Raw genomic sequence first — 21,579 nt, forward strand, 5'->3', positions numbered from 1 at the left:
CAGGATGAGGAGATCGTGGACAGCAACGACACCACTCGCGGACTGGTCGTTCTCGCGGTGGACGACGAGCAGCCCGCGCTCGAGGAGATGGCCTTCCTGCTCGACGAGGACCCGCGCGTCGCGACGGTCCTCAAGGCCGGCGAGTCCACCGAGGCACTGCGCATCCTGAACGGCCGCCGGGCCGGGGCGGCCGCGGGTCCCGGTGCGGGGGGCGGCGCGGACGTCGCCGAGCAGACCGACATCGACGCGGTGTTCCTCGACATCCGCATGCCCGGCCTCGACGGCCTGGAGCTGGCCCGGGTGCTGCAGAACATGGCCGTGCAGCCGGCGATCGTCTTCGTCACCGCGCACGACGACCGTGCGGTCGACGCCTACGACGTGGGTGCCATCGACTACCTGCTCAAGCCGCTGCGCACCGAGCGCCTCTCCGCCGCACTCGACCGGATCCTGTCGACCCGTCGCAGCGGACCGGTCGAGACCGTCCGCGAGGAGAGCGGTGGCGACGACGAGGTCATCCCCGTCGAGCTGGCCGGCACCACGAAGCTGGTACCGCGGTCCGCCGTGCGCTACGTCGAGGCCCAGGGCGACTACGCCCGGCTGCACACCACCGAGGGCAGCCACCTCGTCCGGATCCCGCTGTCGGTGCTCGAGGACCGCTGGCGCGACGCCGGCTTCGTGCGCATCCACCGCTCGTTCCTGGTGGCGCTGCCGCTGGTCACCGAGCTGCGGCTGGCCGGGTCCGGCTACGTCGTGCGCATCGGCTCCGGCCCGGAGACCGCGGAGCTGCCGGTCAGCCGTCGGCACACCCGTGAACTGAAGGACCGCCTCGTCCGCGCGACCAAGCAGGCGTGGAGCCAGAGGTGAACAGGTCCACCGGCGGCGTCTCGCCGTCGGTGCGTCCGCAGTCCGACCGGGCCGCGGACGATCGCGACGGGTCCGACCGGCCCGGCACCGGACCCGACGCGACGGTCGCCGGCCCCCGCGCGGACCAGGGCGCCCCCGCCCCCGCGCCCGAGGCCCGGCCGGATCCCGCTCGGTCGCGCCCGTACCCGGACGGCGCCGTCGCCGGTCTCGACGCCTGGAACCCGGCGCTCGAACACCGCAACCGCCGGGTCGCCCTCGCACCGGAGCCGGCCGGGAACGCCATCCCGGCCCAGCCGCGCGGCTCGTACGCGTCCGGTCCGCACCCGCGGCCGGCCGATGGGTACCGGCCCGATGGTGGCCCCGGGCCGCGTCCGGCCTCCCGGCCGACCCCCCGCCCGGAACCGACCGCCACCCCCGGATCCGAGGGGGCCGTTCCGCGTGCCGCCGGTCCCGCTCCGGCCGCGCCCGGGCCCACCGGCGGTCCGACCTCCGGCGGCCCGGTCTCCGGCGCTCCGAGGCCCGGCGCTCCGAGGCCCGGCGCCTCGACGCCCACGGCCTCGACGCCCACGGCCTCGACGCCCACGGCCTCGACGTCCAGCGCCTCGTCATCCAGTGGCGGCGCGCCCCGTGACACCGCTCCCGACGACCGCGTCCCCAGTCACCGGGGCCCGGTCACCCCGGGTCCCGGCAACCCGGGATCCGGCGACCGGACCTCCCGCGACCGGGAGGCGACCGCCGCGACCGGGGGCCGCGCCGCTCGCCGTGCCCGTCGCGCGGCGGAGGAACCCGCCGACGCCGGCGGCGCCGGCTGGCTCCAGGCCGAGATCGCCCGTCGTGTCGCGGACCGGGCCGGGGGGACCGGCCGGCACGCCCGCGTCGACCCGTCCCCGACGCCGCACCGGGACCGTGGGCAGGCCGACCCCGACGACGCGCCGGCGCCCTATCCCGACCACGACGACCCGCCCCGCGGCGCCGCCGCTCGTGGCGTCGCGACCGGGGCCGGGACCGCCACGCCGCCTGCCGTACCCACCGCGCCGCAGCCTGCCCCGACTCCGCCAGCCCCGAGCCCGCGCGGTGCGACCCCGCATGACGCGACGCCGCGCGACGGCGGCTACGCCCCGGACGACGGCGCCCCGGACGACGGCGACCCCGAGGACCGTGACCTCGACGCGCGCGAGACCTACGGCCCGCCGGTCCACCCCACCCGCGCCCGCCCGGCTCGGCCGCGCGCCAACCTCGTGCCGGACCCGTACGCCCCGGAGGGTGTGCGCCCCGGCCCCGGCTGGCCGCCGGCCCCCGCCGCGACCCCGGCACCGGACGTCGCCGACAGCGGTGCGCCGACCCCGGCTCCGGACGTCACCGACAGCGGGAAGCAGTGGCCCCCGACCGGCGGCGGCTCCGGCCTTCCCCAGCGCGTCCCGGGCGCGACGTCGTGGTCGAGCACCTGGTCCCCCGACCGCAGCGCGCTCCTGGCGGGCACCCCCGACACCGCGAGAGCTGCCGACACCGCGAGTGCTGCCGACACGGCGGACGCGACCGGCGCGACAGGCGCGACCGGGGCAACGGACGGCGCGACCGTCGCCGACACGGCCCGGGACACGGACACGGCGGACCCGCGCGGCACGGACGGCACCGGGCTCCCGGCCCGCCCCGGCAGCGCGGACGAGCGCGCAGACGGGACCGAGGACGCGACCGGGGACACGACCGTCGCCGCACCGGCCGACCGGCCGGGTCCCGAGGGATCCACCGAGACCCGCCCGGTCCCCACCCGCTGGTCCGCGGCGGGACGACGCGATCCCGTCGCCCCGACGCCGTTCCGCCCGGACCCCGCCGACCGGTTCGGCCCCGCGGCCGGCCGCACCGACCACGGCGACCACGGCACCGACTACCGCGCCGACTACCGCACCGACGACGAGCTGGACGACGACGACCTCCCGGACGAGGACGAGCTCGACGAGGAGCTCGACGAGCTGCGCGGCGGCCCCCTCGAACGCACCGAGGTCATCTGGCGCGCCCCCGAGGTCGACGTCGCCCCGGCTCCCGAGCCGTCGGTCGAGCCCGGTCCCCAGCCGTTCGCCCCGGTCGCCGCGGCGCCCTACACCGGCGCCCGCCCCCGCCCGTTCTCCGCCGAGCCCACCGACCCGCCGGCGGCCGCCGAGGAGCCCGGCGACGACGAGCTCGGCGCCGGGCGCGTCCGCATCGTGCTCTCCGAGCGCCGCTCGACCGCGCAGTCCTCGCGCGGGCTGTCCGACGTGCAGGACCCGGGCGCCGTCGGCACCCTGCTGCGCAACTCCCTGGTCCGCACCCAGCTGCTGCTCGCGCTGCGGGTCAGCGTCGTCGCGCTGATCGGGCTGGGTGTACTGCCCGCCCTGTTCATCGCGGTCCCGGTCCTCGGCCAGATCGAGGTGCTGGGCATCCGGCTGCCGTGGCTGCTGCTCGGCGTGCTCGTCTACCCGTTCCTGCTGGGCCTGGGCTGGTGGTACGTGAGCTCCGCGGAGGCGGCGGAACAGGACTTCGCCGACGACGTGGCCGATCGATGAGCCTGACCGCGATCCTGTCGCTGGTCGCGATCGTCCTGGTGGCGGTCGCGTCCTCCGTGATCGGCTCCATCGCCCACCGGACCAGGCTGACCTCGGACTTCCTCGTCGCGTCCCGGTCGGTGCCGTCGCGGCTCAACGCCGGCGCGATCTCCGGCGAGTACCTGTCGGCGGCCTCGTTCCTCGGCATCGCGGGGCTGATCCTCGTCCAGGGTGTCGACGCGCTCTGGTACGCCGTCGGCTACACCGCCGGTTACCTGTTCCTGCTCCTGTTCGTCGCCGCGCCGCTACGCCGATCGGGCGCCTACACCGTCCCCGACTTCGCCGATGCCCGGCTCGCCTCGCCGATGCTGCGCAAGGTCTGCGCGGCCGTCGTCATCGTCATCTGCTGGCTCTACCTGCTGCCGCAGCTGCAGGGCGCCGGGCTGACCGTCGGCATCGTCACCGGCCTGCCCGACTGGATCGGCTCCGGCGCGGCCGGGGTGATCGTGGTCGCCACCGTCGCGCTCGGCGGGATGCGCTCGGTGACGTTCGTGCAGGCGTTCCAGTACTGGTTCAAGCTGACCGCGCTCGCCGTGCCGGCCGTGATCGGCCTGGCCGTCTGGCTCGGCGACGGCCACACCTTCGCCCGCGACGAGCCGCCGGAGTTCCGCGAGCCCACGACCGTCTCGGTCGCCACCCCGGTGACGCTCGAGGCGCGGCTGGCCGTCGACGTCGTCGCCCGCGGCACCGTCGACGGGCAGCCGGTCGACGGCCCGCTGCGCTGGGTCGCCGGATCCACCCACGAGGTCACCGCCGGGACCGAGCTGCGGTTCGCCGCGGGCGCCCCGGTGCCGGTCACACGCGGTGCCCCGACCGACGACGAGAGCTGGCTGCGCCCGTTCGCCGGCTCCGATCAGCACCAGCTGCTCGCGACCTACTCGCTGATCCTCGCCACGTTCCTCGGGACCATGGGCCTGCCGCACGTGCTCGGCCGCTTCTACACCAACTCCGACGGCCGGGCGGCGCGTCGCAGCGCCGTGCTCGTCCTGGCGATGCTGGGCGGCTTCTACGTCCTGGTGACGCTGCTCGGCGTGCTGTCGCGGGTCTACACCCCGCAGCTGCTGGTCACCGGCCGCACCGACGCGGCGGTCCTGCTGCTCCCGACCGCGATCCTGGGCAGCGGGCTGCTCGGCGCGCTGGTGGGCGGCCTCGTCGCGGCGGGGGCGTGGGCCGCGTTCCTGTCGACGGCGTCGGGCCTGCTGGTCAGCCTGGCCAGCGTCGTGTCCACCGACGTGCTGCCCCGGCACGGCCGGATGACCCGGCGCTTCCCGCTGGCGACGGTGCTCGCCGGGGTGCCGCCGACGATCGTCGCACTCGTGCCGACCGGCCTGAACTTCGCCGAGGCCGTCGCGCTGGTGTTCGCCGTCGCCGCGTCCACGTTCTGTCCGCTGCTCGTCCTGGGCATCTGGTGGCGCGGGCTGACCGATGTCGGCGCGATCGCCGGGGTGGTCGTCGGCGGGGTGGTGTCGGCCGGTGCGGTCGTCGCGGCGCTCGCCGGGGTCGACGTCTCCGGGCTTGGTCCGCAGGCCGACTGGATCGGGGTCCTGCTGTACCGGCCGGCGATCGTCAGCGTGCCGCTGGCGTTCGCGACGATGGCGCTGGTGTCCCGGTTCACCCGGGCGCGCCGCCCCGTCGACGCGGGCCAGGTGCTCCTGCGCCTGCACGCACCCGAACGGCTGGGTCTCATGCGGGACCGATTGGACGACAGGGCCTGACGGGTCTCCGCCGAACGGGTCTACACAGCGTCACCGTTCGGACGGGTGGGTTCGTCCGGACCGGGGTTCTCGTCGGTATCGGCACGCAACGACGTTCCCCGACGCGATACCCGGTCGTTGTTCCGGGTGAAGTGTGTCCCCCGGGGACGCGCCGCGGTCCCCCGGCCACGACGCGGCCCGGCTCCCCGCAGCACGACCCGAAAGGAACCGGCGCCATGAGCAGCCCTGCAGAGCGCTCGGCCGGCACGATCTACCAGCAGGTCCAGGCGAGTCCCGAGTTCCGGGCGTACCGCAGCCGCCTCCGGCGCTACGTGTTCCCGATGACCGCGATCTTCCTCGCCTGGTACCTCGCCTACGTCGGTCTCGCCAGCTACGCCCCCGAGTTCATGTCCATCCGGGTCGTCGGCACGATCACGGTCGGGCTGCTCGTCGGCCTCGGCCAGTTCGTCTCCACCTTCCTGATCACGACCCTGTACGTCCGGTTCGCCGAGCGTGAGATCGACGGCCCGAGCGCCGAACTGCGCGCTCGGGTCGAGCAGGCGGAGGTGCGCGCATGACCACGTCCGTACTGGCCCAGGCCGAGTCGGTCGGCTCGGTCACCGCGAACCTCGGGTTCTTCCTGCTGTTCGTGATCGTGACGCTGATGATCGTGCTGCGGGTGAGCCGCACCAACGCCACCCGCGCCGACTACTACACCGGTGGGCACGCCTTCACCGGCCCGCAGAACGGCACCGCGATCGCCGGTGACTTCCTGTCCGCGGCCTCATTCCTCGGCATCGCCGGGGCCATCGCCCTCTACGGCTACGACGGCTTCCTCTACTCCGTCGGCTTCCTCGTCGGCTGGCTGATGGCGCTCCTGCTCGTCGCGGAGCTGCTGCGCAACACCGGCCGCTTCACGATGGGCGACGTCCTGGCGTTCCGGATGCGTCAGCGCCCGGTCCGCGCGGCCGCCGCGACCTCGACGCTGGTCGTCTCGCTCTTCTACCTGATCGCGCAGATGGCCGGGGCCGGCGGGCTGATCTCGCTGCTGCTGCAGATCCCGAAGACCGACAAGCTCTCGCAGGCGCTGGTGATCGTCGTCGTCGGCGGCCTCATGGTCGTCTACGTGCTGTTCGGCGGGATGAAGGGCACCACCTGGGTGCAGATCATCAAGGCCGGCCTGCTGCTCACCGGCGCCGCGGTGCTGACCACCTGGGTGCTCGGCCGCTACGGGTTCAACCTGTCCGCGGTGCTGGAACAGGCCACCCGGAACTCCGAGCGCGGCGAGGCCATCCTCAACCCGGGCCTGCAGTACACGAACAAGATCGACTTCATCTCGCTCGGTCTCGCGCTGGTGCTCGGTACGGCGGGCCTGCCGCACATCCTGATGCGCTTCTACACCGTGCCTTCGGCCAAGGAGGCCCGCCGCTCGGTGGTCTGGGCGATCTGGCTGATCGGCATCTTCTACCTGTTCACGCTGGTGCTCGGCTACGGCGCGACGGCGCTGCTGCCGCCGGGGACGATCACCCGCGCGAACCAGAACGACGCCGCGCCGCTGCTGGCCTACGCGCTCGGCGGCGAGATCATGCTCGGCCTGATCTCCGCGGTGGCGTTCGCGACGATCCTCGCCGTCGTCGCCGGTCTGACGATCACCGCATCGGCCTCGTTCGCCCACGACGTCTACGCCAACGTGCTGCGCCGTGGCACCGCCACGCCGGACGCCGAGGTGAAGGTCGCCCGCACGACCGCGCTGGTCATCGGCCTGGTCGCGATCGGCGGCGGGATCGTCGCCAACGGGCAGAACGTCGCGTTCCTGGTGGCGCTGGCGTTCGCCGTCGCCGCGTCGGCGAACCTGCCGACGATCCTGTTCTCGCTGTTCTGGAAGCGGTTCAACACGACCGGCGCGCTGTGCAGCATCTACGGCGGCGTGATCGTCTGCGTCGGCCTCATCGTGATCTCCCCGGCCGTGTCCGGGTCCCCGACCTCGATGGTGCCGAACGTGGACTTCGCGTTCTTCCCGCTGTCCAACCCCGGCCTGGTGTCGATCCCGGTGTCGTTCGCGCTGGGCATCATCGGCACCTTCCTCGGCGGCCGCGAGCGCTTCAACGCCGCCCGCTTCGCTGAGATGGAGGTCCGCTCGCTCACCGGTGCCGGTGCGGTCCGCGCGACCACCGCGCCGAAGGAGGCGCCGAAGCCGACCGCGGTCCCCGCCGAGGACCTCATCGGGATCCCGCGGCGCGAGACCGAGGGCTCCGGTCGGCACCGCTCGCAGCCGCGTCCGCAGCCCCGGCCGAACCCGGGGCAACGGCCGCAGACCAGCCGCCAGGCCGGCGAGCTGTTCGGCAACACCGGTCTGACCGGTGTCCAGCCCGTGGTCGGCGCCGACGGACGTCCGGACCGGTACGGGACGGGCCGCCCGCCGGGACCGCAGGGCACCGGCGGGTACCGGCCCGCGCAGGCCACCGGCGGGTACCGGGCCGCGCAGCCGCCGCTGGACCCGAACGAGGTGACGATCCCGCACGGGTCGCTCTACCGCGACGACGGCCGCTGAGCCACGCCGCTCACGGCGGGTTGACGGGGTGGCGTGGCAGGATGGCGCCATGTCCGACCCGGTTCCCGCCGTGAGCGTGTCCGCTCTCCCCGCCGACGCCCCGATGCTGGACGTCCGCGAGCTCGACGAGTGGACCGCCGGGCACGCCCCGCACGCCCGTCACCTGCCGATGTCCGAGCTGGCCGCCCGGATGGGCGAGGTCCCCACCGACGACCCGCTCTACGTCGTCTGCCGCTCCGGCGGCCGGTCGGCCCGGGTCGTCGCCTACCTGACCCAGCAGGGCTTCCCGGCGGTGAACGTCGAGGGCGGCATGCAGGACTGGGCCGCCCAGGGCCGCACGATCGTGACCGACGACGGCAGCGCCCCCCGGATCGCCTGACCCGTGTCCGCGCCGGCGCCCCGACGGCCGGGCCCGCCGTGCCCACGCTGCGGCCGGACGGCTCCCCCCGGTGGGGGCGCGTTCTGCCCGTGGTGCGGTCGCTACCTGGCCGCCCTCGACTGGGTCGCGACGACGCCCGGTGGCCCGGCCGCCGAGCCCGCCGCCCGTCGGGACCGCTACACCGGTCCGCCCCGCTACCGCGCCGTCCCGCGCTGGGGCCTCCCGGTGGGGCCCTGGCGGATCGCGCCGGTACCCGGTGAGGGCCCGCTCCGGCCGGTCGACCGGGCCCGCGCGCTGGCCGCGCAGCTGGTACCCGTGCTGTGGGTGGTGGTCGTCGTGTCGGGGATCGCCGCCGTCGCCGAGGTGTGGCGGTACGTGCTGCTGCTGTTCAGCCGGTCCGACGCGTTGTCCCCGGAGGCCGTCGGAGTGTCCGACGCGCTGGTGTGGTTCGGCGGCTGGTCCTCGGTGGTGGCGACGATCGCCGCCGGGGTGTTGATGATCTCGTGGAGCCTGTGGACCTACCGGGCGGCCGCGGACCGTGCGGGGACGCGCGCCTGGCGGAGCCGCCGGTGGGTCGTCGCGGGCTGGGTGGTGCCCGGCTGGAACCTGGTCGCGCCCGGTTCGCTGCTGGCCGAGACCGAGCACGCCGCACTGGACCTGCCACCGGAACGGCGGCCGTCGCCGTCGCGGGAGCTGCTGGTCTGGTGGGCGCTGTGGGCGGCGTGCGTCGTGCTCGGCGCGGTGGTCCTGGTCTGGCGGTTCCGCACCGGCACGCAGGCGCTGGCCGACGGGGTCGTCCTGCACGCCTGGGCCGACGTGCTCGCCGCGGTCACGGCGTGGCGCACGATCCGGGTCGTCCGCATGCTCACCGCTCTGCTGGAGACGCGGCCGCAGGGTCCCCGGCAGCTGCTGGTGTCGGTGCCGGCGGGAACGGCGGGCGCGGCGACGGCGGTCCCGATTGGGACGGCGGCCCCGCAGGCAGCGCCGACGGCGGCATCGGGCCCGACCGGGGCGGCGGACCCGGCGGGCTGAACCCGGGCGGGCCCGGCGGACCGAACCCGGACGGGCCCGGCGGGCCGAACCCCGGCGGACCCGACGCCGGGGCGGCGTCCGGCCGGACCGCAGGAGTGGGCGACGGAACCGGTGCCGGGTGGTCCGGCGCGGGCGCGGAGGTGGTCGGCGTGGCCGCCCAGCCCGCGGATCCGGGGCGGACCGCCGTCGACGGGCCCGCGGTCAGCGCCGCGTCGGAGACCTCCTCCAGCAGCTTGCGCACCCGCCGCACGGCCCGGTCGGGGCCGCGCACGACCACCGACAGGGCCAGCCGCCCGCCGTGCGGGTCGGCGACGGTCCGCAGCACGTGCCGGTCCGGGCCGGCCTCCAGGACGAGCCCGAGCCGCCCGCCCGCGTTGGGGGCGAGGGCCAGCGCGATCCTGACGAGCTCGGCGTGCGCCGCGCCGCGGACCTCGTCGCGGTGGTCGTGAGCCGCGGGGACACCCCGGCCCGTCCGCCCGACGGCGGTGTCGGGCCCGCAGACGTCGAGCACCATTCCGCTGTCCACGTCGAGCAGGGCCGCCGAGCGGATCCGCGGGTCGAAGAACAGCGGACCCAGCACGGCGGCCAGCCCGTCGGTGCGCACGGCGACGGCGTGCCGGTGACGTCCCATGGGAGGCGTGGTCGCGGGGGCCTCAGCGCTGCTGGGCGGGGAAGAACGCCTGGCCCTGCGGCTGCGGCGCCCCGGCCTGCGGCGAGGTCATCGCGAACTGCTGCTCGATGACGCGCAGGTCGCGGCGGGCCATCGCCAGGTTGGCCTGGGCACGGTTGAGCACGAGGTAGAAGAACAGCTGCTCGTCGGTGCCGCGGATGATCCGGATCAGGTGGTACTGGGTGTCGAGGGTGATCAGGATGTCCTCGATGTTCTCGCGCAGACCCAGCTTCTGCATGACCTCGAGCTTCGTGCGGACGACCTCGGAGTTCCCGGGCGCGGCGACGTCGAGGTCGAACTCGGGGCTTCCCCCGCGCGATCCCAGCGTCATCCCGCTCTCGAAGTCGACGATCGCGACCGCGAACGCGCCCTTGATGTTGGCGGCCATGTCGAGGGAACGATCGATGTTGTTCATGTCAGGAGCCTTCCGCGCGGCAATCGCCGCGACGATCTCGGGGGAGTCTGCGCCGCGATCCGTTCCGCATTTCACGAAGAATGATCTCGGATCTTTCCGGCGCCGGGGCCGACAACGATAACGCGCAATTCCGGAGCGTCAACACCCCGACGCCGACGACGGGTCCAGCCGGCGCAGCGCGGCGAGGATCCGGGACATGGTGCCCAGGTCGTCGGCCCACCTGCCGCCCTCGGGGGTGGCTCCGGCGTGCGCGTCGTCACCGTCGGCCGTGTCGGGGGGATCTGCCGCGTCGGAGGTCTCGGCGGGTCCGGGCGCGCGCCGGGGGAGCGGGACGGCCGGAGCCGGGGTGCGCTCGGCGCCCGGCACCGGCGTGGGCGACGGCACCGCGATCGTCGCCGGTGGGGTGTCCACCCGCCCGGGAGGTGACGTGGCGGGGGTGACCGGCCGGACCCGCATCACCGGGCGGGTCGCGACCGGCGCCCCGATGGTGGCTTTGACCTGCTGATCAGTCGATGTCGATGTCGCTGTCGGTGTCGGTTCCGGCGTTCGTGCCGGTGTCGCGCCGGCCGGACGCAGGGCCCGGCGGGCCAGCGCGACCGGGCTGCCGGACCGGTCGAGGTGGGCGTAGGCGAGCAGCGGGGCCGCGCCGTCGCGGGGCAGCGCCCGCAGGAGGTGGTGATCGCCCTCCCGGGTGGTGACCACCGCGTCCTCGAACACCGGTCCCGGTCCGCCGACCTGCGCGGCGCCCCAGTCGAGCACCTCCGCGAGGCCGGGCACGGCCCGCTCGCCCGCGGCCGCGACGAGCTCCCCCGTGGCGGGGTCGGCGACGCAGGCGTAGCCCGTCCCCGGCACGCCGAGAACGGTGCGCAGAAGTTCCGACCACGATTCCATTGCCGACGATTCCACCACGTCCGCGGGTGGCCGTCGACGGCGGTGCGCGTCTTTTCCGATGCACCTTCCCGTCCGTGATTGCGCGGCGCCGTCGACAACGATCCGACGGCTTCCAGGAATGGACCGTTCGGCTCTGGAATTGTTACGGCATTCGGTTCACCGGGTGCTGCCCGTGGTCAGCCGCAGCTCCGCCCAGCCGCGCATGACGAACCGCGGGCGCCGGACCGGCTCGCCGTCGACGGCGGCGTCGGGCAGGCGTTCCAGCAGCGCGCGCAGCACCTCGGCGATCTCCAGCCGGGCCAGCGGGGCGCCCAGGCAGTAGTGCACCCCGGCCCCGAAGCCCAGGTGGGGGTTGGGGGAACGGCCGACGTCGAGGCGGTCGGCGTCGTCGCCGAAGACCGACGGGTCGCGCCCGGCCGCGCCGAGCAGCGTCGCGATCCGGGTGCCCGCGGGGACCACGTGGCCGGCGATCGTGGTGTCGACGACGGCGGTCCGCTCGAACAGCTGCAGCGGGGCGTCGAAGCGGATCAGCTCCTCGACGGCCGTTCCGACCAGTCCTGGGTCGTCGAGCAGCCGTCGCCACTGGTCCGGGTGCCGGAGCAGGGCGTGCACGCCGTTCCCGACGACGTTGACCGTCGCCTCGTGGCCGGCCATCAGGAGCAGCACCGCGGTGCCGACCAGTTCGTCCTCGTCGAGCCGGGTCCGCTCGCCGGTCTCGTCGTCGCGCACCGCCAGCAGGTCGGCGAGCAGGTCGCGGCGACCGGCCGGGTCGGTGGCGATCCGCCCGGAGCGGCGCTCCTCGACCAGCTCCCGCAGCAGGGCCGTGAAGTCGGCCGACGCCTGCTCGGCCGCGCGCCGGCCGTCGTCGCCGGGGTCGGGCTCGTACATCCGCACGATCGCGTCGGACCAGTCCCGCAGCGGCGCCCGGCGGTCCTCCGGTACACCGAGCAGGTCGGCGATCACGGCCACCGGCAGCGGGGCGGCGACGAGCTCGACCAGGTCGGCGGGGGCGCCGTCCCGGACGCGGGCCACCAGATCGTCGACCAGGGCGCCGGCCCGCGCCCGCACCAGCGGGGCCAACCGCTCGGTGTGGCCGCGGGCGAACGCCGAGGCCACCAGGCGCCGCAGCCGGGTGTGCGGCTCGCCCTCCCGCTCCAGCAGCGAGTTGCGGTGCAGCAGGTTGAACGCGGCCAGCTCGGCCGCGGGCTCGGCGTCGGACCAGATCCGGCCCAGCCCGCGGTCGCGCAGCACGGCCGAACAGGCCGCGTGCGTCACCGCGACCGGAACGCCCAGACCGGGGTGGTCGTGGACCGGTCCGGCGGCGCGCAGGGCCGCGTAGGTGGGGTAGGGGTCGGCGAGGAAACCGGGGTCGGCCGGATCGAAGGCATGCACGACCCGCTACCTTGCCCGGCGATGGGTAAGAAGACGCGCAACCGTGCCAGCACCGCCGACGCGGGGGACAACCCCCGCCGGCCGTGCCCCTGCGGCTCCGGCAAGCGGTACAAGGCCTGCCACGGCGCCGGTGACGACGTGATCGTCATCCGGCCGTTCGAGGGCCTCGCGGCAGAGCCCGACCTCGTCGCCATGCGGGAGTTCCTCCCGTCGGCGACGGCGCCCCTCCCGGTCCGTACCGGCGGGCCGGTCACGCTGGCCTCGGTGCTGCCGGGCGCGTCCGCCGCGATCGTGCGCGACAACGGCGAGGTCCTGCTCGGCATGCAGGTCCAGACCCGCTCCGGTGACCTCTCGGCCGACCTGGCCGGGGCGCTCGCCTGGGCGCGCTCGGCCGAGCCGGGATCGTCGCTGCCGGTCGTCGGCGCCGGGCGCCACACCGGTGAGCGGCTGCAGGACGTGCTGGAGCCCGGCACGCCGCTGGAGCCGACGGTGCACGCCGACTTCGCGTGGTGGCTGCCGTCGGAGAGCCCTGACCCCGAGGCGCAGGCGATGCTGGAGCGCGCCAACTCGGTGATCATGCCGACCGAGGCGGTGACCGCAGACGGCGTGCGTGGGGCGTACTGGGTCGACACCGGCTCGAAGGCGCACGTGCGCTGGGTACGGACCGAGGACGAGACGACCCTGATGGCGGCGCTGGCGCGGCTGTCCGGCGAGGGCGGCCTGGAGCTGGGCGAGGGTTCCCGCTACGCCGGGTCGTTCCGGGCGCACGGGCTGCTCGTCCCGGTCTGGGACGTCGACCGGGAGATGCACTCCTCGGAGTGGGCGGGTCCCGCCGCGGAGTTCGCGAAGCGACTCGACGAGGCGGTGGCCGGGCTGGACGCCACGCCGCTCACCGAGTCCGAGCACCGGGCGCGCGACGTGCTCGCGGGCAAGCAGATCACCCTGCGGTAGTCGTGCGGACGCTCCGGCGCCCCCCTGCTCGGGGGCGCCGGAGCGGCGCTGCGGACCGACGGACGGGCGCTTACAGGGCGCCGCCGGCGACCGGCGGGGTGGCCGGGTCGCCGCCCCCGCCGTTCGTCATCTCGCGGGCGACGAAGTCCTCCACGTGGAAGAGGTCGTCCCCGGCGCGGCGGACGATGGTGAGCAGCGTCGTCATCGAGGCGACCTCCTCGACCTGCTCCTTGAGGAACCACTGCAGGAACTGCTCGCCGAGGTAGTCGCCCTCGTCGCGGGCGGTACGGGCCAGCGTGGTGATCTGCTCGGTGACCTGCTTCTCCTGGGTCAGCGCGAGCGAGACGAGCTCCTCGACGGAGGAGAACTCGTTCTGCACCTCACCGACCGGTGGGATGGTCGGGGTGAGGTCGTTGTCCATCTGGTACTGGACCATCATCAGCGCGTGGTTGCGCTCCTCGAGCGACTGCGCGTAGAAGTGCGCGGCGAGCTGCGGGAGGTCGGCGTCGTCGAGCCAGACGGCGATGGCCAGGTACTGCTGGCTCGCGGTGAACTCGCTGCGGACCTGGTCGCGCAGCAGGGCGTGGAACTTCGATTCGTCGGTCATGACATCCAGGTTACCGACCGTCGGCGTTTCCTGGAACGGCTCCAGAAAGGGCGTCCGTCTCAGTTGGACAGGGTCACCTTTCCCCTGGTGAGGGCCGCTTTCCTGAGTCAGAACGGGAGGACGCCACCCAGCAGCGCGTACCCCACGAACGCCACGACGTCGATCAGCAGATGGGCGCCGACGAGCGGCCACAGCCGGTTCGTCCGCTGCCAGTAGCGGGCGAACACCAGGCCCATGACCAGGTTGCCGACGAACGCGCCGATCCCCTGGTACAGGTGGTAGCACCCGCGCAGGACGGCGGCCGCGAACGCCGAGCGGTTCTCCGACCAGCCGAGCCGCCGCAGCCGGGTGAGCAGGTAGCCGATCATGACGACCTCCTCCGCCCAGGAGTTCGCCGTCGCGGACAGCACCAGCACCGGGATCCGCCACCACTGGTCGGTCAGCGTGCTGGGCGCGACGTCCGGGGTGATCCCGGCGAGCCGTCCGACCAGGTAGAGCCCCAGCCCGGGGATGCCGATCAGCGCGGCGAGGCCCGCGGAGTGCGCCGCGTCGCGCCACGGCCGCCGCCCGTCGAGCCCGACCCGGCCCAGCGCGATGCCCGCCCGCAGCAGCAGGTACGCGGCCAGCGCGCCCCATCCGGCCAGCTGCAGCGCGCGGACCAGCTGGAACGCGAGGTCGATCCACGCGTCGGTGGACGCCGGCGCGTTCAGGGTGACCTGCTGGTCGGCGAGCGGGGCGGGGTTCAGGAGGGCCTCGAGCAGCGACAGCGCGCTGCGCACCGCGGAAAGGCCCAGCGTCACGGTCAGGACGACGGCGATCTCCAGGCCGATCAGCCGTCGCTCGCGGGGGTCGGTGGCGACGCCCGGGAAGGACGGGGGCGCCGGGCTGAGCCAGTCCCGCAGGGACCCACGCGGTCGTGCCGGGGCCGGTCCGCTCGTCATGGGCCGATCATCGCACCGGGTGCCGGACGGCTCCGGGGGCCGAGCCGTCGGGCGGCGGTCGGTGCGTGCCGCAGCCCGGCGACGCACGGTGCGCGCGGTGATCGATGGCCCGTGATCCACTCCGCGCGCGGTGATCCGTTGTTCGCGCGTGTCCGGACGCGCGCGGGCCGCGAATCAGCGCGCGCCCTGCGGATCACTGCGCGGGCTGCGGATCACTGCGCGCCCTGCGGATCAGCGCGCGCCCCGCGGATCACCGCGGGCTGCGGATCACTGCGCGGCCGGGGACCGCGGGCGGGTGGCGGGCGGCGTGACCGGGCGCTCGTCGGGGCCCGGCCGTGGCCATGCCGGGGTGCGTACCCTGGTCCGCGTGATGCGGCTGCTGCTGTCCCCGAGGTGGATGGTCTGGCACGTCCTCACACTCGGCGCGATGGTCACCTGCACCTGGCTGGCCATCTGGCAGTGGGGACGAGCGGGTTCGGCGATGGGCTCGGCCCTCAACGTGGGCTACGGCCTGCAGTGGCCGCTGTTCGCCGTCTTCTTCGGCGTCATGTGGTGGCGCTTCCTGAGCATGGAGATCGCCGACCTGCGCGCGGCCTCCGGCGGCTCCGCGGGGGCGGCGGACACGGATCCGGCGCAGCAGGCCGCAGGCGCGGCCCCGTCGCCGGTCGCCGGGACCACCCCCTCCGCGCTCACGACGACGGCCAGGACGACGGCCAGGACGACGGTCAGGACGACGCCCGCTGCGCCGACGGCTACGACACCGGCCGCGACGACAGCCACCACACCGGCCAGCACGCCCGCTGCGCCGACGGCTACGACCCCCGACGGGACGACCCCCGACGGGACGACGGCCGCCGCCGAACCGGCCGGGACGACGGCCGCCCCGGCCGGGCCGTCGCCGTTCACGTCCCGCCCGGCGAACGCCGTCCCGCCCCGCAGCACCGACCCGCAGCTGCGGGCCTACAACGAGGAGCTGGCCCGCCTGGCGGCCCGGCACCGGGAGGAGTCCACCCCGTGACCGTCGCGACCGCCCTGAAGGCCTACCGGATCTCCGCCTGGGTCACCGGCGTCGGCCTGCTGCTGCTGACCTTCTACGCGATGCCGGCGAAGTACTTGTTCGGCGATCCGCGCCCGGTCGCGCTGATCGGGATGGTGCACGGGTTCCTGTACATGATCTACATCGTGTGCACGCTGATCCTGGCCGAGCGTTGCCGCTGGAAGCCGGTGTTCGCCGTCGTCATCCTGGCCGCGGGCACGATCCCGGTCGCCTCGTTCGTCGCCGAGCGCAAGGTGACCCGGAAGGTGCAGGCCGAGCACCTGGCACCCGCCGGGCCCTGAGTCCGGCTCAGCGGCCCCCGGCCGGGCAGCCCACCAGCTCGGCGAACCGGCGTTGCAGCTCCTCGGGGGTGTCGGCGGGCGCGGAGAACGCCAGCCGCACGTCCTGGGTGCCGGTCGCGGTGGGCACCCGCACGCGGAGCCCGAATCGGTCCACGCCGACCGGACGGATCCGGCCGCCGACGAACCCCAGCCCGTCGGGCAGGTGACGGCGCAGCGCGCACAGCATCTCCGGGTGGGCCCGGTCCAGGTGCTCCAGCCATGCCTGCTCGACCCGGCAGAACGGGTCGGGCTCGGCCGCCGCGAGCTCGGCCGGCGAGACCGGTGCGCAGCCCTCGGCGTCGGAGTACACCGCCGATGACGGGCGCAGCCGCAGCAGGGTCGCGCCGCGCCCGGCGTCGAGGAGGTTGGGGTGCGGAGCCTTCTCGGCGAGCCGCAGGGCCCGCTCCCGGCCGGTCGTCGGGTCCGGCTCGTGCAGCGTCCCGACCAGCCACAGCAGCTCCCGGACCGGCTCGTCGAGCGGAACCGGCGTGCTGCCGGTCAGCTCGAGCATCACCGGGAGCCCGCCCGCGGTGAGCCGGGTGCGCTCGCGGAGCACGTGGTCGTCGGGCAGCAGCAGGTCGGTTGTGCCGTCCGGCCAGGTGTAGTGCATCAGCGGCGCACACGGTTCCGGCTCACCGGTGCCGACGAGTGCCGCGCGGCCACCACGGGTGACGAGGCTGCGGGCTCGCTCGGCGACGGCGGGCGTCGGGGGGCGGCGCACTCGGGTCGTTCCCACTCTCACCTCCGATTAGGTAACCCTTACCTAAGCAGGAGGAAGTGTCGCCTGTCCAGTGCCGCGTGACACAGGGGGACAACCCCCTCTGCGTGCGCTCCGTGACCCGACCGTTAGCGTCTGTCGACGTGATGACCGTGCCCTCGGGTTCCTCAGCCGACCCGTGGCCGATCCGTCCGCTGCTCGCCGCGCTGGTCGACGACACCAGCCTGCTGCAGCCGAGGACCGTCGCACCGGGCGTCGACGCCGTCGTGTCGCGCTATCTCGCCGCCCGCGACGGCCACTACGGAGGCCTCGTCGGACGGCTGGTCTGCCCCGCGTCGCAGCTGCCCGCCGTCGTCACCGAGCTCGCCCGTTCCGCGCCGAGCCGGCCCGCGGAGATGGCCCTCGTCGTCGACACCGGGCTGGGCGCGGTGCCGAAGGCGCTGTCGACGGTGTTCTCGCGCTCCAGCCTGCTCACCCCGAGCACCGTCGAGTGCGTCGCGCCGCCGGACGTCGACGGGGTCTGGCTCGAGCGCGTGTCGGAGTTCGTGCCGGACGAGGTGACCCCGGTCGTCGAGCCGCGCCGCCCCGTCGAGGGCGACGCCGACGGCACGCTCGCCTGGCTCGCCGCCGTCCGCAAGGTCGCCGAGCACGGCTGCACCCCGAAGATCCGCCTCGGCGGGCCGCGCGCCTCCGACGTGCCGGAGATCGTCGACGTGCACAAGTTCCTGCTGGCGGGCCTGGAGAGCGGCACCGGCGGGATCTCCGCGCAGGGCATCGACCGGATCGTCCGCGAGGACCCGTCCGCCTCGACGCCCCGCGGCCGCCACGGCCTGCTGAACCTGATCGCCGCCGTCGCGCGGATGACCGGGGTCAGCGCCTCGCCCGACCCGGCCGAGGACGCCCTGTCCTGCACCGACGGCGAGAAGCTCGCCCGGGAGCTCGACGAGCTGCCCGAGGCCGCCGTCGAGCAGGTCCGCACCGTCCTGCCGCGCTGCGGGGTCGACCCCGATCCGGTCCCGATCGCCGACCTCGTCGCCCTCGGGCTGCTGGACTGATCAGGACGCATCGGATGCGGATCGGATTCCTGGGGCCGCACGCCACGTTCACCGAGCAGGCCCTGCTGACGCTGCCCGAGTCCCGTGGCGCCGAGCTGGTGCCGCTGCCCGGCGCCCCCGCGGTGCTGGCGGCCGTCCGCGACGGCTCCGTCGACGCCGGCTGCGTGCCGATCGAGAACACCGTCGAGGGCGCCGTCCCGCCGGTGCTCGACGGGCTCGTGGCCGACCCGCCGCTGGTGCTCGCCCGCGAGGCCCGGATCGCGGTCCGGTTCTGCCTGATGGGCCGCACGGGCACCACGCGGGACGCGATCCGCTCGGTCGCCTCCCACGGCCACGGCATCGCCCAGACCCGCGGCTGGCTCGCCGAGCACCTGCCCGGCGCCGAGGTCCGGGTCAGCTCCTCCACGGCGGAGGCCGCGGCCCAGGCCGCCCGGGGCGAGGTCGACGCCGCCGTCGCCGCCCCGCTCGCCGCCACCCAGCACGGGCTGGAGGTGCTGGCCGACGACATCGCCGACAACGCGGGCGCCGTCACCCGGTTCGTGCTGCTCACCCGCCCCGGCCCGCCGCCGCCGCCGACCGGCTGGGACCGCACCACCATCGCCGCGACGACCACGAACCGGCCCGGAACCCTGCTCGGCCTGCTCACCGAGATCGCGGTCCGCGGGATCGACCTGACCCGGATCGAGTCCCGCCCGGTGAAGGACCGCCACGCCGAGTACTGGTTCCACCTCGACTGTTCGGGCCACGTCGCCGACCCGGCGATGGGGGAGGCCCTGGCCGCGCTGCACCGTCGCTGCGACCGGCTCATCTACCTCGGGTCGTTCCCGCGATCCGATCCCGCACCGGCCGCCCCCGCGGCCGGGGTGGGGAGCCCCGTGGCGGCGCTCGGCGTCGCCACCACCGACGACTACGCCGCGTCCGAGCGCTGGCTCGCCGCGGTCCGACGGGGAGCCGACACGTGAGCCACCCGACCGACGACGAGCACGACGGCGCCGCCTCCTTCGCCGCCGTCGGCACCGGCAGCCGGACCGCACAGGTCCCGCCGGACGACGGCACGCTGCGCCTGGTGCTGGTCCGGCACGGCCGCACCCCGTCCAACGTGCGGCACCGCCTCGACACCGCGCTGCCCGGCCCCTCGCTCGACGAGCTGGGCCGCGCCCAGGCCGAGGAGGTCGCCGGCCTGCTCGCCGGCTGGCCCGTCCGGGGCCTGTACGCGTCACGGGCGACCCGCGCGCAGGAGACCGCCGCCCCGATCGGGCGCGCGCTCGGCCGCGGGGTCACCCTGCTGAAGGGCCTGCACGAGGTGTCGGTCGGAGACCTCGAGGGCCGGGAGGACGACGACGCCCGCGCCGCGTTCGACGAGGTCTTCGAGGCCTGGTGGGACGGCGACGTCGACCGCGCCATGCCCGGCGGCGAGTCCGCCCGCGACGTGTGGGACCGGGCGCTGCCCGACCTCGCCGCGGTGACCTCCGGCGTGTCGGAGGGCGCGGTCGTCGTCGTCAGCCACGGGGCGGCGATCCGGGTCCTGTCGCTGGCGCTGCTCGGCGGGCACGACGGCTCCGGGCCCGGCCACTCCGACGTCACCTACGGCCGCGAGCGCCCCGTCCCCAACACCGGCCGGGTCGTGCTGCGTCGCGACCCCGACGGCTGGGTCCCGGAGTGTGGGACGCGATGCCCGGCGGGCGGCGCGCCACCCACCGGTAGCGGCCGGGCGGCTCAGCCCCAGCCGAGCTCGTGCAGCTTCTCCTCGGAGATGCCGAAGTGGTGCGCGATCTCGTGGACGACGGTGATCGCGACCTCGTCGACGACCTGCTCCTCGTCGTCGCAGAAGTCGAGGACGGCGTCGCGGTAGACGGTGATCCGGTCCGGGAGCTCGCCGGCGTAGTCCGCCGTGCGCTCGGTCAGCGCGACGCCCTCGTAGAGCCCGAGCAGGTCCGGCTCGTCGGGGTGGCGCGGCTCCACCAGCACCACGACGTTGTCCATCGCCGCGGCGAGCTCGGCGGGCACGAGGTCCAGCGCCTCGCCGACCAGTTCGTCGAACCGGTCGGCGGGCATCACCACCGGCACGTCAGTTGTCCGACAGCCCGGGCAGGCCGGGTGGGATGTCGAGGTCGGGCCGCCCGGCACCGCTGTCGGGCGCGGCGGGCTGTTCGGCGTCGGGCTGCTGGACCGGGGCCTGCGAGCCGGGGGCCGGAGTGGCCGCACCGTCGGTGGGTGCGCCCCCCGGGGTGCCGGGCGTGGACGGCGCCGGGCCGGCGGGCTGCCCGGACACGACCAGGTTGCCCTTCACCGAGCCGGTGATCGAGGCGAAGCCGCTCTTGTCCGGCAGCAGGGTGCCGATGTTGCAGTTGACCTTGCGGCTGCCCGCCTTCCAGGACTCCTCGGAGAGGTTGCCCCAGTAGACGATGAGCCCCTTGGCGTCGATCACGGTGTCGTTTCCGGCGAAGGTGTTGGCGGCGGTGGTGCAGGCGGGCTGGAGGAACTTGTCCTGGTCCTCGACGGTGGGCCAGGCGTCCGGGAACTGGGTGCCCAGGTCGACCAGCCCGACGGCCTCGGCGGCGTGCGGACCGGCGCAGTCGGTCGGGTCCCCGACGGTGCGGCCGTCGATGGCCAGGCAGGTGCCCACCGGCTGGACCGCGGACTGGTCCTGCGCGGCGACCTTCCCGGTGATCGGGAACATCTCCCCGCTGCGCGAGGCCATCTGCAGGCCGCAGCGCATGCCCTTGTCGCCGCCGTCCCAGCGCTGCTGCGACGGCTTGAGCGCGCCCACCCGGAACTTCCCGTCCGGGTCGAACTTGCCGTTCAGGTACTTCGTGACCACCGGGGTGCAGCGGTCGGCGACGAGCTTCTGCCAGGCCCCGTCGGCCGGGAACGTCGGCTGGTCGGTCAGCACGACCCGCCCCGCCTGCTCGAACAGGTGCGGCCGGGCACAGTCGACGGCGGCGGTGTCGGTCGCGTCGGACCGGGTCCAGTTGAGGCAGGTGCCCGGGGTGTCCGGTGGGGGCGGCAGCGGCGGCGGCTCCTCCACCTTCGGGACCCCGGAGGACGCGAACGACCCCAGGACCGGCACCTCGGCGCCGAGCAGCGAGTCGACCGACGCGACGGTCAGCATCAGCAGCGCGCCGACGAGGATCCCGATCCCGACCCGGCGGGCCCCGAGGAACCCGCTCCGCCCGGTGCCCGCCCCTCCGGAGGCGTCCGACGACCGTCGCCGACGGGTCGGGACCACCGGGGTGGCCGACGGCCGGGACAGCACCGAGGTCGTGCCCTGCCCGCCGTGGACGGCGGTGCGGCCGGTCGCGTCGGGCCGGTCGGAGCCGGCGGGGGAGCGGGAATCCATGACGTCCCCATCATGCAGCCGGGGTCGGTCCGGCTTCACCCGGCCGGTGCCCCGGCGCGGCGGTCGGTCGGCCGGATGCTGTGAACGAGCAGGTCCGTCCGGTGCGACGGGGTGGCGCGACCA

Annotated in this window: 19 protein-coding genes and 2 pseudogenes; 13 read left to right on the forward strand and 8 right to left on the reverse strand. The window is 75.0% G+C overall.

Going from position 1 to position 21,579, the window contains the following annotated elements:
* Positions 1 to 15: 15 nt before the first annotated feature.
* From Ae717Ps2_RS27425 to Ae717Ps2_RS27455, 7 genes and pseudogenes are all read left to right on the forward strand, one after another.
* Positions 16 to 864, forward strand: a complete 849-nt coding sequence (locus tag Ae717Ps2_RS27425) for a LytTR family DNA-binding domain-containing protein (RefSeq protein ID WP_020627059.1) — start codon at positions 16 to 18, stop codon at positions 862 to 864.
* Complete coding sequence (locus Ae717Ps2_RS38515) at positions 861 to 3,404, forward strand: hypothetical protein (RefSeq protein ID WP_075334048.1); 2,544 nt, start codon at positions 861 to 863, stop codon at positions 3,402 to 3,404. Before Ae717Ps2_RS27425 ends, Ae717Ps2_RS38515 begins: the two co-directional genes overlap by 4 nt.
* Positions 3,401 to 5,158, forward strand: a complete 1,758-nt coding sequence (locus tag Ae717Ps2_RS27435) for a cation acetate symporter (RefSeq protein WP_075334049.1) — start codon at positions 3,401 to 3,403, stop codon at positions 5,156 to 5,158. The genes Ae717Ps2_RS38515 and Ae717Ps2_RS27435 overlap by 4 nt, the downstream gene beginning before the upstream one ends.
* 215 nt (positions 5,159 to 5,373) lie before the next feature.
* Complete coding sequence (locus Ae717Ps2_RS27440; protein ID WP_020627290.1) at positions 5,374 to 5,715, forward strand: DUF485 domain-containing protein; 342 nt, start codon at positions 5,374 to 5,376, stop codon at positions 5,713 to 5,715.
* Positions 5,712 to 7,304, forward strand: a pseudogene (locus tag Ae717Ps2_RS27445) (cation acetate symporter); the annotation flags it as partial. The gene Ae717Ps2_RS27440 and the pseudogene Ae717Ps2_RS27445, both read left to right, overlap by 4 nt.
* Positions 7,305 to 7,737: 433 nt before the next feature.
* On the forward strand, positions 7,738 to 8,067 hold the full coding sequence (locus tag Ae717Ps2_RS27450) for a rhodanese-like domain-containing protein (protein ID WP_020627288.1): 330 nt from the start codon (positions 7,738 to 7,740) through the stop codon (positions 8,065 to 8,067).
* Positions 8,068 to 8,070: 3 nt separating this feature from the next.
* Complete coding sequence (locus Ae717Ps2_RS27455) at positions 8,071 to 9,099, forward strand: DUF4328 domain-containing protein (RefSeq protein WP_075309195.1); 1,029 nt, start codon at positions 8,071 to 8,073, stop codon at positions 9,097 to 9,099.
* 653 nt (positions 9,100 to 9,752) lie between these two features.
* Here Ae717Ps2_RS27455 and Ae717Ps2_RS27465 read toward each other — a convergent pair.
* The 3 genes from Ae717Ps2_RS27465 to Ae717Ps2_RS27475 form a co-directional block, all read right to left on the reverse strand.
* Positions 9,753 to 10,184 (reverse strand): hypothetical protein, encoded by a 432-nt coding sequence (locus tag Ae717Ps2_RS27465; protein ID WP_020625014.1) that lies wholly within the window; start codon positions 10,182 to 10,184, stop codon positions 9,753 to 9,755.
* Between the two features lie 138 nt (positions 10,185 to 10,322).
* Positions 10,323 to 11,036 (reverse strand): hypothetical protein, encoded by a 714-nt coding sequence (locus Ae717Ps2_RS27470; protein WP_075334050.1) that lies wholly within the window; start codon positions 11,034 to 11,036, stop codon positions 10,323 to 10,325.
* 195 nt (positions 11,037 to 11,231) lie between these two features.
* The gene (locus Ae717Ps2_RS27475; RefSeq protein WP_020625015.1) at positions 11,232 to 12,467 is read right to left on the reverse strand and encodes a cytochrome P450; all 1,236 of its coding nucleotides are present in this window, start codon (positions 12,465 to 12,467) and stop codon (positions 11,232 to 11,234) included.
* A 21-nt stretch (positions 12,468 to 12,488) separates the two neighbouring features.
* On the opposite strand from Ae717Ps2_RS27475, the gene Ae717Ps2_RS27480 reads away from it, so the two are divergent.
* On the forward strand, positions 12,489 to 13,418 hold the full coding sequence (locus Ae717Ps2_RS27480; RefSeq protein WP_020625016.1) for a DUF5926 family protein: 930 nt from the start codon (positions 12,489 to 12,491) through the stop codon (positions 13,416 to 13,418).
* Between the two features lie 70 nt (positions 13,419 to 13,488).
* On the opposite strand, the gene Ae717Ps2_RS27485 is transcribed toward Ae717Ps2_RS27480, so the two are convergent.
* The gene (locus tag Ae717Ps2_RS27485; RefSeq protein ID WP_020625017.1) at positions 13,489 to 14,025 is read right to left on the reverse strand and encodes a ferritin; all 537 of its coding nucleotides are present in this window, start codon (positions 14,023 to 14,025) and stop codon (positions 13,489 to 13,491) included.
* Between the two features lie 107 nt (positions 14,026 to 14,132).
* On the reverse strand, positions 14,133 to 14,966 hold the full coding sequence (locus Ae717Ps2_RS27490; RefSeq protein WP_075309191.1) for a CPBP family intramembrane glutamic endopeptidase: 834 nt from the start codon (positions 14,964 to 14,966) through the stop codon (positions 14,133 to 14,135).
* 370 nt (positions 14,967 to 15,336) lie between these two features.
* Here Ae717Ps2_RS27490 and Ae717Ps2_RS39415 point away from each other — a divergent pair, with 370 nt between their 5' ends.
* On the forward strand, positions 15,337 to 15,984 hold the full coding sequence (locus Ae717Ps2_RS39415; RefSeq protein WP_369804884.1) for a hypothetical protein: 648 nt from the start codon (positions 15,337 to 15,339) through the stop codon (positions 15,982 to 15,984).
* On the forward strand, positions 15,981 to 16,304 hold the full coding sequence (locus Ae717Ps2_RS27500) for a DUF3817 domain-containing protein (RefSeq protein WP_020625020.1): 324 nt from the start codon (positions 15,981 to 15,983) through the stop codon (positions 16,302 to 16,304). Before Ae717Ps2_RS39415 ends, Ae717Ps2_RS27500 begins: the two co-directional genes overlap by 4 nt.
* 7 nt (positions 16,305 to 16,311) lie before the next feature.
* Here Ae717Ps2_RS27500 and Ae717Ps2_RS27505 read toward each other — a convergent pair whose 3' ends face one another.
* The gene (locus tag Ae717Ps2_RS27505) at positions 16,312 to 17,079 is read right to left on the reverse strand and encodes a DUF2470 domain-containing protein (RefSeq protein ID WP_060713812.1); all 768 of its coding nucleotides are present in this window, start codon (positions 17,077 to 17,079) and stop codon (positions 16,312 to 16,314) included.
* 128 nt (positions 17,080 to 17,207) lie between these two features.
* Between Ae717Ps2_RS27505 and Ae717Ps2_RS27510 the strand changes: the two genes are divergently transcribed.
* The 3 genes and pseudogenes from Ae717Ps2_RS27510 to Ae717Ps2_RS27520 all read left to right on the forward strand — a co-directional run.
* Positions 17,208 to 18,116 carry a hypothetical protein gene (locus Ae717Ps2_RS27510; protein ID WP_020625022.1) on the forward strand — a complete coding sequence of 303 codons (909 nt, stop codon included), beginning with the start codon at positions 17,208 to 17,210 and terminating at the stop codon, positions 18,114 to 18,116.
* A 14-nt stretch (positions 18,117 to 18,130) separates the two neighbouring features.
* On the forward strand, positions 18,131 to 19,078 hold the full coding sequence (pheA, locus tag Ae717Ps2_RS27515; protein ID WP_075334052.1) for a prephenate dehydratase: 948 nt from the start codon (positions 18,131 to 18,133) through the stop codon (positions 19,076 to 19,078).
* A 104-nt stretch (positions 19,079 to 19,182) separates the two neighbouring features.
* Positions 19,183 to 19,659, forward strand: a pseudogene (locus Ae717Ps2_RS27520) (histidine phosphatase family protein); the annotation flags it as partial.
* Positions 19,660 to 19,832: 173 nt separating this feature from the next.
* On the opposite strand, the gene Ae717Ps2_RS27525 reads toward Ae717Ps2_RS27520, so the two are convergent.
* Together Ae717Ps2_RS27525 and Ae717Ps2_RS27530 are read right to left on the reverse strand one after the other, a co-directional pair.
* Entirely contained in the window at positions 19,833 to 20,183 is a 351-nt protein-coding gene (locus Ae717Ps2_RS27525) for a metallopeptidase family protein (protein WP_198932241.1), read from the reverse strand.
* A gap of 1 nt (position 20,184) precedes the next feature.
* The gene (locus tag Ae717Ps2_RS27530) at positions 20,185 to 21,456 is read right to left on the reverse strand and encodes a septum formation family protein (protein WP_075334054.1); all 1,272 of its coding nucleotides are present in this window, start codon (positions 21,454 to 21,456) and stop codon (positions 20,185 to 20,187) included.
* Positions 21,457 to 21,579 lie beyond the last annotated feature (123 nt).

The sequence above is a fragment of the Pseudonocardia sp. Ae717_Ps2 genome (genome assembly GCF_001932475.1).
In the GTDB taxonomy this organism is placed as follows: Bacteria; Actinomycetota; Actinomycetes; order Mycobacteriales; family Pseudonocardiaceae; genus Pseudonocardia.

What these genes read in the sequence shown, in the direction of transcription:
- Ae717Ps2_RS27435 (WP_075334049.1), top strand. Translation starts at nt 3,401, where the DNA reads ATGAGCCTGACCGCGATCCTGTCGCTGGTCGCGATCGTCCTGGTGGCG.
- Ae717Ps2_RS27440 (WP_020627290.1), top strand. Translation starts at nt 5,374, where the DNA reads ATGAGCAGCCCTGCAGAGCGCTCGGCCGGCACGATCTACCAGCAGGTC.
- Ae717Ps2_RS27450 (WP_020627288.1), top strand. Translation starts at nt 7,738, where the DNA reads ATGTCCGACCCGGTTCCCGCCGTGAGCGTGTCCGCTCTCCCCGCCGAC.
- Ae717Ps2_RS27465 (WP_020625014.1), bottom strand. Translation starts at nt 10,184, where the DNA reads ATGAACAACATCGATCGTTCCCTCGACATGGCCGCCAACATCAAGGGC.
- Ae717Ps2_RS27480 (WP_020625016.1), top strand. Translation starts at nt 12,489, where the DNA reads ATGGGTAAGAAGACGCGCAACCGTGCCAGCACCGCCGACGCGGGGGAC.
- Ae717Ps2_RS27485 (WP_020625017.1), bottom strand. Translation starts at nt 14,025, where the DNA reads ATGACCGACGAATCGAAGTTCCACGCCCTGCTGCGCGACCAGGTCCGC.
- Ae717Ps2_RS27490 (WP_075309191.1), bottom strand. Translation starts at nt 14,966, where the DNA reads ATGACGAGCGGACCGGCCCCGGCACGACCGCGTGGGTCCCTGCGGGAC.
- Ae717Ps2_RS39415 (WP_369804884.1), top strand. Translation starts at nt 15,337, where the DNA reads ATGCGGCTGCTGCTGTCCCCGAGGTGGATGGTCTGGCACGTCCTCACA.
- Ae717Ps2_RS27510 (WP_020625022.1), top strand. Translation starts at nt 17,208, where the DNA reads ATGACCGTGCCCTCGGGTTCCTCAGCCGACCCGTGGCCGATCCGTCCG.
- pheA (WP_075334052.1), top strand. Translation starts at nt 18,131, where the DNA reads ATGCGGATCGGATTCCTGGGGCCGCACGCCACGTTCACCGAGCAGGCC.
- Ae717Ps2_RS27530 (WP_075334054.1), bottom strand. Translation starts at nt 21,456, where the DNA reads ATGGATTCCCGCTCCCCCGCCGGCTCCGACCGGCCCGACGCGACCGGC.